Genomic DNA, 10,035 nt, shown 5'->3' with positions numbered 1-10,035 from the left:
GTACTGCAGGGGGCGCCCACCTGCTCAAGGACATCTGGCCGGGATCGCACGGATCAGATATTGCCGACCTGACCCGCCTGCCTGATGGGCGCGTCCTGTTCACCGCCCAGGACCCCGAGCACGGCTACGAACTTTGGGTGACCGACGGCACCGCCGACGGAACGGCGTTGCTCTACGACATCAATGACGGGGATGGCTCCCTTCGGCCGGGCAACTTCGCCGGGCTTGCCGACGGCCGTGTCGTCTTCGTGGCGAGCAACACCGCGGCGGGCAGCGAACTGTGGGTGACGGATGGTACCCGCGACGGTACGCAGCTCATGATGGACTTGGTGCCCGGCCCGGAGGGCACCTCGTTCTGGGGCTCCATCTCGCCGCTCGCCGACGGTCGGTTCATCTTCGGCGCCGCCCCCGCCGAGGGTTCCTCGGGCATCACTGGGTCCACGCTTTATGTGAGCGACGGGACCTCCGCAGGCACCACGGCGCTCTCGCACCTCTCGGGTGAACTCCTGCAGATCGCCGACGGCCGCGTGTTCTTCGATGGCGGCGACCACTTCAAGGTGACGGACGGCACGCCCGAGGGCACCCACAGCATCGAGGGGGTGGCGGCCGGACTGCGCGCCACCATCCGGAACCCGATTGGGGACGGGGCGATCCTCATCTCGGTCGTTGCCGACGGCGCGCAGCCCTGGGGAGACCTGGGCAAGGACGCCATCAGCTACTACGTGACCGACGGCACCGACGCCCACCTGCTCCTCAAGGCCGATTACAACGGCAAGGGGAGCTGGGCGCGAGACATCGGGAACGGGAAGACCGTACTCAACGTGTACGTCGACGGCGTTGAGCGCCTGATCGTCACGGACGGAACGGAAGCGGGAACGAAGACGCTCCTATCCGGACGCGAGGCCAACCAAGTCTCGTCCTTCGCGTCCCTGGGGGACGGGCGGGCGCTCTTGGTCGAGGGCTACAGTCAGAACGAGCGCAGCCTGAAGCTGTTCGACGGCGAGAGGATGACCGAACTCGCTAGCGGGAACGACCTGCCCGCCTCCGCGAGCGTGTCCGGCGTCGTCCAACTCTCCGATGGTAGCTTCCTCTTCAATGCCGCGCCGAGTTACGCCCCGCAGGTCTGGCGCACGGACCTGACGCCAGGCGGGACACACATCGTCCCGGAGATGGCGGGCGTGAATCTTGGTGCACGCTTCCTCGAACTCGGCACCACCTCGGAGGTTCCCGGGCCGCAACTCCCCCCGGACCCGCCGATTGAGCCGCCGACCACGGACGATACGGAGCCGCCTTCCGGCCCATCGGAACCCCACCACGAGTGGTCTCCCGTCAACGCGTTGTTCGACACGACCTTCTACCTCGCGCACAATCCCGACGTGGCGACCGCAGGTGGCGACCCCCTCCAGCACTTCATGCGGTTTGGCGCGGCGGAGGGCCGTGACCCGAACAGCCACTTCGATGTCTCCTTCTACCTGAACCAGAACCCGGACGTTCTGGCGGCGGGCGTCAACGCGCTCGAGCACTACATGTCGTCCGGCTGGAAGGAAGGTCGCGAAGCGTCCATTGCCTTCGATGGCGATGCCTACCTCGTAGCAAACGCTGACGTGGCCAAGGCAGGGATCAACCCGCTGCTGCACTACCTGCACCACGGCGAAGCCGAGGGCCGGGACGCGTTCCAGGCAACGCCGCATGCCACAGGACCACAGGACCCCTTGGTAGACGCCACCTTCTACTACGCGACCTATCAGGACGTGGCGAAGGAAGGCGTGGACGCCACCCAGCATTTCATGGCGTCGGGTTGGAAGGAAGGGCGCGACGCCAATGCCTTCTTCGACACGGACTGGTACCTTGCTACCTACCAGGACGTGGCCAGTGCAGGCATCAACCCCCTCGAGCACTACCTCCAGTTCGGCACAGCCGAGGGACGCGATCCCAGCTCCAGCTTCGACGGTGATGCTTATCTGGCCAGGCACTCGGACGTGGCACAGGCCGAAGTGAACCCGCTGGTCCACTACGTCCAGCACGGACAGTTCGAGGGACGCGACATCTTCGTGAACTGACGCGAACCAAGCAGGGAACAGGCGGGCGCGAGCGGAGATCCTGCAGCAGGCCGCCACAACCCGGTACCGAACGTAGTGCGCTTGTTTGCTGGTGCTCCAGCAGGCCAATCCGGAGTTAAGGCCCAATGACTGTGACCAGTACTTACCTCTACAGGGCACTAGGCGGGCAGAGCGGCCTGTGGCGGCTTGACGCCACTACCGGCGAGACGCATTTGGTGGCAGACATTTCGGCTGGTGAGCTCCATCCGGTGAGCGGTGGACGGGCCGTTTTCGTCGCGTCCGACGTCGAGCATGGAATCGAACTCTGGGTCAGCGACGGGACAACAGGAGGCACCCACCTCCTCAAGGACATCTTTCCCGGTAACCTGTTGGCGACAGGTGGGCCCGCGTGGGGCGATCCGCGGTACTTGACCCCATTGTCCGATGGACGCGTCATGTTCATGGGCAATGACAAGGAGCATGGCTACGAGCTTTGGATTACGGATGGGTCCGCTGGCGGCACCTACATGGTCAAGGATATCCTTCCCGGAACCGAGTGGCAGTTCGTCCAGGGACTAACCGATCTGGGCGATGGCCGGGCTTCCTTCATTGCCAAGAACTCGGATGATCAGCTCGCCATCTGGGTTTCGGATGGCACCGATGCAGGAACGTTCCAGGTCACTCAAGCCGAATCCATGACGGATATAACCTTTGAACAGGTTCGAGCTTTCGGGAATGGCCGAGCCTTGTACGAAACCGCTGCCGGTGAGCTGTGGATCACCGACGGAACGGAAGCAGGCACACGGATCTTCAAGGCGCCCTGGAATTCAGGGCAGGACCAGCCTCTTGATCTCAACCTGCTGCAGGGGCCAGATGGCCGTCTCATCGTAGGTGTTGGGGGGACTTCTGACGGGGATACCCCTCGAACAGTCTGGGTCACCGATGGCACCGAAGCAGGTACGCACCGCCTTTTCGAGCTTGCTGGGCTGGATGAGTGGGTTGGCGAAACCGTCAACCTAGGGAACGGCCAGACTTTGCTTCGTGGCGGGGTTGAGGAAGCCAACAGCCTGTGGATTACCGATGGCACTGCTGGGGGAACAGTTCGGCTGGACGGTCACTGGACTGGGCTACCCTATCAATCCTTCATGCCTGTGGGCGAAGGTAAAGCCATTCACGTCGAGGACGAGCCGGAAACCGGCACGACCACGATGTGGCTCTTGGACGGAACAGAGAGGGTGATGCTGCTCGGCCCGAGCAACGACACCCCCGGGGGTACAGAACTCTTTTGGCAGGAACTTGGTGATGGCCGGACGCTCTTCACGGTCACCGCCACTGGTGGTAGTAGGAGCGGCATCTGGATCACGGATGGGACTGCGGCGGGCACCGAGCGCCTGGCAGACCATGGCATCCTCATCGGTCATCATAACTACGGAACCTTTGTGCCCGTGGTGCTTCCAGGAGCCTCAGAGGCGCCAGCGGATCCTGTTGGTCCAACTGAACCAGAGTCTCCTGCCACGCCAGACCTGCCTACGCTCCTGGCACATGACTGGGCGGCGGAGATGCCCCTCTTCGACAAAGGGTTCTATCTGTCGAAGTACTCAGACGTGGCCGCTGCTGGCGTGGATCCCCTCCAGCACTTCATGCGGTTTGGCGCGGCGGAGGGCCGTGACCCGAACAGCCACTTCGATGTTTCCTTCTACCTCAACCAGAACCCGGACGTGCTGGCGGCGGGCGCGAACGCGCTTGAGCACTACATGTCAGCTGGCTGGAAGGAGGGCCGTGATGCATCCTTTGGCTTCGACGGCGACGCCTACGTCAAGGCGAACCCTGACGTGGCCGAAGCCGGACTGGATCCGCTTCTGCACTACCTGCACCACGGTGAGGCCGAGGGCCGCGACGCCTTCCAGGCAACGCCGCATGCCACAGGACTACAGAACCCCCTGGTGGATGCCTCCTTCTACTACGCAACCTACGGCGACGTCGCGAAGGAGGGCGTGGACGCCACTCAGCACTTCATGGCCTCGGGCTGGATGGAAGGCCGCGACGCCAACGCCTTCTTCGACACGTCATGGTATCTCGCCACCTACCAGGACGTGGCCGAGGCTGGGGTGAACCCGCTGAATCACTACCTCCAGTTCGGTGCCGGTGAGCATCGCGCCCCGAGCTTGGCCTTCGACGCGGGCGCCTACCTCGCCGCCAATGCCGACGTGGCCGAGGCTGGGATGAACTCGCTCAAGCACTACCTCCAGCACGGTCAATTTGAAGGACGCGACATCTTCGCCGCCTAATCCGACCTCGTTGGCGGAGCATGAAGGTAGGCGGTACGCCTAACTCCTCTGACCATGATGGCTTGCTGATCATATGGTTACTGAATCGGAAGTAAGGTAGACCTTCCGGTTCCATTGGAAAGTACGCGCGGTTCAGCCGCCTGAGCTAACTGGCAGGACGGTTATGGCGATGAAGGACGGCATCAGTAGATGCCGCTCTTCATCAGTAAGCGCCGCTCCGCATCCATTCCGCAAGCTTTGACCAGCGTCGCCGCGTGTTCCTGTTGCCCACGGCGATGGCCAGCGCGCGGCGTTGTCCAACCAGCACGACCAGGCGCTTGCCCCGGGTGACGCCGGTGTAGAGCAGGTTGCGCGCCAGCATGGCGTAGTGCTGCGTGGTGAGCGGGATCACCACGGCCGGGTACTCCGAACCCTGCGCCTTGTGGATGGTGGTGGCGTAAGCGAGGACCAGTTCGTCCAGTTCCCCGAAGCCGTAGGCAACCTCCCGTCCGTCGAAGCGGACCGTAAGTTCCCCGTCCTCCAGGTCGATGTGGGTAATGACGCCGAGGTCGCCATTGAAGACGTCACGGTCGTAGTCGTTGGCCACCTGCATGACCTTGTCGCCGGGGCAGAAGGTCCAACCGAAGCGCTCGACGCGGATGTCTCCCGGCGGGTTCAGCGCCTTCTGCAACTCGATGTTCAGCGCACGAGCTCCCAGACCGCCCCGGTTCATCGGGCACAGCACCTGCACGTCGCGCAACGGGTCCAGCCCGAACCGGGCAGGAATGCGCTGCCGCACCACGGCCAGCAGCTTGCGCACGCCCTCCTCCGGGTCCGCGGCGTCGACGAAGTGGAAGTCGGAATCCTTGGCTTGGCGCAGCTCAGGCATCCGTCCCTGGTTGATGCGGTGCGCGTTGACGATGACCTGGCTCTGCGCCGCCTGCCGGAACACCTCGGTCAGGCGGACCACCGGCAGGCTGCCGGAGCCGATGATGTCTGCCAACACCTGCCCCGGCCCGACCGAGGGCAGTTGGTCGACATCCCCCACCAGCAGCAGCGCCGCCCCGTCTGGCAGTGCCCGCAGCAGGGCGCGCATCAGCGGCACGTCCACCATGGACGTCTCGTCCACCACCAGGAGCTGGCAGTCCAGCGGGTGCTCCTCGTTCCGCTTGAAGCCGCCGGTCTTGGGATCGGTCTCCAGCAGGCGGTGGATGGTCCGCGCCTCCAGCCCTGTGCTATCCGTCAGTCGCTTGGCGGCGCGGCCCGTGGGCGCGCAGAGCGCGACCCGAACCTCCTTGGCGCCCAGGATCTTCAGGATCGAGTTCACCAGCGTGGTCTTGCCCACCCCGGGCCCGCCGGTGATCACCAGCACCTTGGAGCGCAGGGCGAGCCCGAGGGCCTCGTGCTGGCTCGGCGCGAGCGACAGGCCGGTTCGGCCTTCCACCCAGGGGATGGCCTTCCCGGCATCGATGACGGGCCAGGGGGGCTGCCCGGCGGATAGCACCCGCAGCCGCTTGGCGATGGCCTGCTCAGCGCGGTACAGGCCCGCCAGGAAGATGCAGCGCTCGCCCTCCAGCGTGTCGGCGACGACCTCGCCCGCCGCCAGCTCCAGCGCCAGGGCGCCCTCGATCAGAGGTGGCGGCACCGCGATCAGCGCGGCGGCCTGCGCGGTCAGCTCCGCCACGGGCAGGCCGCAATGCCCTTCGCCCGTGGCCTCAGCCAGGGCAAAGGAGATGCCAGCCCGTATCCGGATCTCGGCGGTGGGCTCGATCCCGAGCTTCTGGGCCACGAGGTCGGCGGTGCGGAAGCCGATGCCCCGGATGTCACGGGCAAGGCGGTAGGGGTTCTCCGTGATCACCTGCACGGCATTGGTGCCGTAGGTCTTGAAGATGCGTACGGCACGGGAGGTGCCGACCCCATGGGCATGCAGGAACAGCATGATCTCGCGGATCACCTTCTGCTCCGCCCAGCCCGCTACGATGCGGGCGGCACGCCGCGGGCCAATGCCCGTCACCTCCCGCAGGCGCGCCGGTTCCGCCTCGATCAGGTCGAACACCGCCTCGCCGAAGGCCCGCACCAGCTTCCTGGCGTAGACGGGCCCGATGCCGCGGATCATGCCGGAGCCGAGGTAGCGCTCGATGCCCTCGAGCGTGGTGGGTGGGCTGGCCTTCAGGAAACTAGCGCGGAACTGCAGCCCATGGCTGCGGTCGTTGACCCACTGGCCCGAGATCTGCACCCACTCGCCCGCCGCAATGGTGGCGGCGTGGCCCACAACCGTGACCAGGTCCTTCTGCCCGCGTGCCTTAACCCGCAGCACGCAGAAGCCGTTTTCGGCATTGTGGTAGGTGACGCGCTCCACCAGCCCGGCCAAGGCCTCGGTAGGCGCGGGGACCATAGCGCGGGGCATCGGTGTGGTGGTCGGTCCTTCCAAACGCCGGGAGCGTGGCGCAATGCCACGAGTATGGCCAGAGCTGCCGTGGTTGTCCTGAACAGGTGGGGCTGCCCAGGCTCCACCGGAAACTTTGGAAAGTGCTCCAGAAGCAATGGGCAGGTGGCTTTGAAGCCGCCGCGCTGAGGTATGGCCGCAAAGGAGCTGGCGGTGCAGGGCCGACCCGAAGCGGGAAGATGCGCCTCTCCGGCGCACTTGCCACGAACGGTCAAGGGACCAGCATCTTCCGCACGCCTCCGCTGCGGAACATGGCCGCCCCGCGTTCACTGGGGCTGGTGCCTGCCTGATTGCATGAGAATGCTTCCCACCGGAAAATCCGCTGCCTGGGTGCGGGTTCGGTCATCTACCGCGGATGCCGCGCTTGGATGCGGCGGAACGAAGAACCGGCAACAAACAGGGAGGAGAGAGCAAGTGTCATCGAGTGAGGCGGATCTGGGGGCGCCGGTCGAAGACGTGCGTCCGCCTGTGGAAGCCGGACCTCCGGCCGGGGCGACCCGCCTTCTGGTGCTTGTCTCGCTGGCCCACCTCGTCAGCCATGTCTACATCCTCGCCCTCCCGCCGCTCTTCCCGTTTCTACGTGATCGGTTGCAGGTCGGCTTTGTCGAGCTCGGGCTTGCCCTGACGGTCTTCAATGTCGTCTCGGCGGTGGCCCAGGCGCCCATCGGCTTCCTGGTGGACCGGCTGGGGGCACGGCGCGTGCTGGCGGCTGGCCTTGCCCTCGGGGGGCTGGCCTTCCTGTCCATCGGGCTGGTTGGGACCTATGCCTGGCTTCTGGTCGGGGCAGCGCTGGCGGGGCTCGCCAACGGGGCCTTCCATCCAGCGGATTACGCCCTTCTCTCGGGTGGCATTCCCAAGGCGCGGCTAGGCCGGGCCTTTTCGCTTCATACCTTCGCCGGGTACCTCGGCACGGCCATTGCGCCTGCTATCCTGATCGGCCTGGCTCTACTGGGCGGACCCGGCTTGGCGCTTAGTGTCGTAGGGGTTGTCGGGCTCCTGCTGGTCGGCTTCATCCTGCCGATGCGTGTGCCTGTGGCGCAGGGACAGCCTGATGCTCACAAGCTGCCGCCGGGAAGCCCGGCCGTGGCCAAGCGCCCTGTCCTCACCCCCGCCATCATCTCGCTGACAGTGTTCTTCACCCTGCTCAGCTTCTCCAACGGCGCCATCCAGAACTTCTCAGTCGCCGCCCTGGTCAGCGGGTATGGCGTGACCCTGACCCAGGCCAATGGTGCCCTGACGGCGTTCCTGATGCTCAGTGCCTTTGGCGTCCTGGTTGGCGGCTTCCTGGCCGACCGGACGCGGCGGCACGGCGACGTTGCAGCCATCGCCTTTGCGCTGACGGCGCTGCTGACGCTGCTGATCGCCATCGCCGATATTGGGGCGGTGACGCTAACGCTCGTCATGGCCGCCGCGGGGTTCCTGTCCGGCGTCATCGCTCCCTCGCGGGACATGATGGTGCAGGCGGCAGCGCCCCCGGGCGGGGCAGGACGCACCTTCGGGATCGTCTCGACCGGCTTCAATGTCGGCGGGGCGATCGGGCCACTGCTGTTCGGCTGGATCTTGGACCATGGGGAGCCGCGCTGGGTCTTCGGCGCCGCTGTCGGGTTCATGCTGCTGACCGTGGTGCTGGCCCTGCGCGACCGATGGTCAGGCGGCCGGTGAGATGCACCGCATCGGCGTCACTAGGCTGGTCACCGCGTTGAATGGCAACAACATGTAGGTAGAAAGTGCGGCCGAGATTGTGCTGGAGCATAACCTTGGCCTGAACTCCGACCTGATCGGCGGACTGGTGCAGATCCTGTACACCGAGCGCTGCGCCCAACCCTCTAAGGAACTGGCACTGCCCGCCACGCCCTCGGGCTACACCGCCAGCAGCTTCGACACGCGCCGCCTCGCGCTGCGCCTGCAGGGTCTCGGCATCCAACTCTACCGCGCGCAGCGCGTCCGCCACGTTCTTGAAGGCGCCCAGCACGGTGCCGCGGTACTGGGCCGCCGCGACGTCGCGCGCGGCGATAGCGGCGTCGCGCTGGCGCGCCAGCCTGTCGCCCTGGAACAGCGGCTGGGTCAGCCCGGCCGCCACGGACCAGACCAGGCCCTGCGGCGTGAAGGCGTCGACGCTCGCCGCCTGGGCCATGCCGTACACGGCGGTCAGCGTCAGCCGGGGGAGCATGTTGGCGGTCGCCACGCCGATGCGGGCATTGGCCGCCTGCAGCGCCGCTTCGGCCGACAGGATATCAGGCCGCTGCCGCACCAGTGCCGACGGCAGCCGCACCGGCAGGGTGTCCGGCAGGCGCAACACATCCAGCGTCGGCCCCGACGGCGGAGCGAGTTCCGTGGTGCGCCCGATCAGCACCGCGATCAGCGTGCGCTGCTCCTCAGCGGCCTTGAGCAGGACGGGCAGGTCAGCCCGGCGCTGCGTCACCTCGCTTTCCCGCAGCAGCACCTCGCTCTGGGCCACGGCGCCAAGCGCCAGGCGGCTGCGCAGCAGGCGTAGGCTGTCCTCGGACGCCGCAATGATCTCGCGCGTCGCCTGGATTGTTGATTGCCACTGAGATCTGACCCGGTTTGGGGTGAAGTTGCCACTGAGAGTTGACCCATGTTCGGACGCTAGCCTCGGCCTTTTGGGCGGGGGCAGCGGGAGTGTTGGACATGGCGTTGTTGAGCGTTATCCGGCGCTGGCATTTCCGGGAGCACCTGTCGATCCGCGCGATCGCCCGCCGGACCGGCCTGTCGCGGAACACCATCCGCAAGTACCTGCGGTCCGAGGCGGTGGAGCCTGTGTTCAGGGCCCCCGAGCGCCCCAGCAAGCTGGATCCCTTCGCCGAGCGGCTGGCCGCCTGGCTGCGGACGGACGCCCGCAGGCCACGCAAACAGAAACGTACCGCGCGGCAGTTCCACGCGGAGCTGGTGGGGCTCGGCTATGACGGCTCGTACCGGCGGGTCGCTGCCTTTGTGCGGGCCTGGCGAGATGACTGGCAGCGCCAGCAGCAGACCTCCGGCCGCGGCGTCTTCGTGCCGCTGGCCTTCGGCCCGGGCGAGGCGTTCCAGTTCGACTGGAGCGAGGAGCACGCCGTCATCGGCGGCGAGCGCACCAAGCTGCAGGTCGCCCACCTCAAGCTCTGCCACAGCCGGGCCTTCCTGGTACGGGCCTACCTGCTGCAGACGCACGAGATGCTGTTCGACGCCCACAACCACGGCTTCCGCGTGCTGGGTGGCGTGCCGCGGCGTGGCATCTACGACAACATGCGCACCGCCGTTGACCGGATTGGCCCGAGCCGGGAGC

5 protein-coding genes and 1 pseudogene are annotated in these 10,035 nt (G+C 66.3%); 4 read left to right on the top strand and 2 right to left on the bottom strand.

Going from position 1 to position 10,035, the window contains the following annotated elements:
• Both CR165_RS23660 and CR165_RS23655 read left to right on the top strand, forming a co-directional pair.
• Window positions 1–2,060 (top strand): annotated as a pseudogene (locus tag CR165_RS23660) (hypothetical protein); the annotation flags it as partial.
• A gap of 125 nt (window positions 2,061–2,185) precedes the next feature.
• The gene (locus tag CR165_RS23655) at window positions 2,186–4,327 is read left to right on the top strand and encodes a hypothetical protein (protein WP_109519353.1); all 2,142 of its coding nucleotides are present in this window, start codon (window positions 2,186–2,188) and stop codon (window positions 4,325–4,327) included.
• A 202-nt stretch (window positions 4,328–4,529) separates the two neighbouring features.
• Here the strand turns inward: CR165_RS23655 and recD2 are convergent, their stop codons facing one another.
• Window positions 4,530–6,701 carry an SF1B family DNA helicase RecD2 gene (gene recD2, locus CR165_RS23650; RefSeq protein WP_245906731.1) on the bottom strand — a complete coding sequence of 724 codons (2,172 nt, stop codon included), beginning with the start codon at window positions 6,699–6,701 and terminating at the stop codon, window positions 4,530–4,532.
• Between the two features lie 465 nt (window positions 6,702–7,166).
• Between recD2 and CR165_RS23645 the strand changes: the two genes are divergently transcribed.
• Entirely contained in the window at window positions 7,167–8,414 is a 1,248-nt protein-coding gene (locus CR165_RS23645; protein WP_219929852.1) for an MFS transporter, read from the top strand.
• On the opposite strand, the gene CR165_RS23640 is transcribed toward CR165_RS23645, so the two are convergent.
• The gene (locus tag CR165_RS23640) at window positions 8,359–9,210 is read right to left on the bottom strand and encodes a TolC family protein (protein WP_109519350.1); all 852 of its coding nucleotides are present in this window, start codon (window positions 9,208–9,210) and stop codon (window positions 8,359–8,361) included. The genes CR165_RS23645 and CR165_RS23640 overlap by 56 nt on opposite strands.
• Window positions 9,211–9,401: 191 nt before the next feature.
• Here CR165_RS23640 and istA point away from each other — a divergent pair.
• Window positions 9,402–10,035: IS21 family transposase (gene istA, locus CR165_RS23635; RefSeq protein WP_109519354.1), on the top strand; the 634-nt coding region annotated here is incomplete at its 3' end.

This window comes from Teichococcus aestuarii, from assembly GCF_003116135.1.
Lineage (GTDB): Bacteria > Pseudomonadota > Alphaproteobacteria > Acetobacterales > Acetobacteraceae > Pseudoroseomonas > Pseudoroseomonas aestuarii.
Note: the sequence above shows the minus strand (reverse complement) of the source record. Positions and strands in the feature narration are given on the sequence as shown.